The organism is Acidovorax sp. CF316 (assembly GCF_000276605.1).
Classification (GTDB): Bacteria; Pseudomonadota; Gammaproteobacteria; order Burkholderiales; family Burkholderiaceae_C; genus Acidovorax.
The window spans coordinates 1-786 of the sequence record NZ_AKJX01000079.1 but is presented as its reverse complement, the minus strand read 5'-3'; the positions used below and the strand labels follow the sequence as shown (position 1 = coordinate 786).

The 786-nt window shown below is 55.0% G+C and carries 2 rRNA genes; both read left to right on the top strand.

Annotation, left to right across the window (positions count from 1 at the left end):
- Positions 1 to 410 (top strand): 23S ribosomal RNA (locus PMI14_RS06760); the annotation flags it as partial.
- 205 nt (positions 411 to 615) lie between these two features.
- Positions 616 to 731, top strand: a 5S ribosomal RNA gene (rrf, locus tag PMI14_RS06755).
- The last annotated feature ends 55 nt before the right edge of the window (positions 732 to 786 follow it).

Genomic DNA, 786 nt, shown 5'->3' with positions numbered 1-786 from the left:
GCACCTCGATGTCGGCTCATCACATCCTGGGGCTGAAGTAGGTCCCAAGGGTACGGCTGTTCGCCGTTTAAAGTGGTACGCGAGCTGGGTTTAGAACGTCGTGAGACAGTTCGGTCCCTATCTGCCGTGGGCGCTGGAGAATTGAGGGGGGTTGCTCCTAGTACGAGAGGACCGGAGTGAACGCACCACTGGTGTTCGGGTTGTCATGCCAATGGCACTGCCCGGTAGCTAAGTGCGGAAAAGATAAGTGCTGAAAGCATCTAAGCACGAAACTTGCCCCGAGATGAGTTCTCCCTGACTCCTTGAGAGTCCTGAAGGGACGTTGAAGACTACGACGTTGATAGGCCGGGTGTGTAAGCGCAGCGATGCGTTGAGCTAACCGGTACTAATGACCCGTGAGGCTTAACCTTACAACGCCAGAGGCGTTTTGGTCTGAGAGACCGGATTTTCAGCTTGTTTAACGGATAAAGAATTAGCGGAAACGAAAGATTTTACGCTGAGGCGAGGCGCCGACCGAGACGGAACGAAGGAGCATACGGAAGTATGTGACTGAGTAACGCGAGGGAGAGCAACGCGGCATCAGTGAAAAATATTCGTTTCGTGCGCAGGAATTTGCCTGGCGGCTTTAGCGCGGTGGTCCCACCTGACCCCATGCCGAACTCAGAAGTGAAACGCCGTAGCGCCGATGGTAGTGTGGGGTCTCCCCATGCGAGAGTAGGGAACTGCCAGGCATCAATTTAAGATCCGTTATCGGATCGTGACCTTCCCGGTGACGCGGAAAGGGCG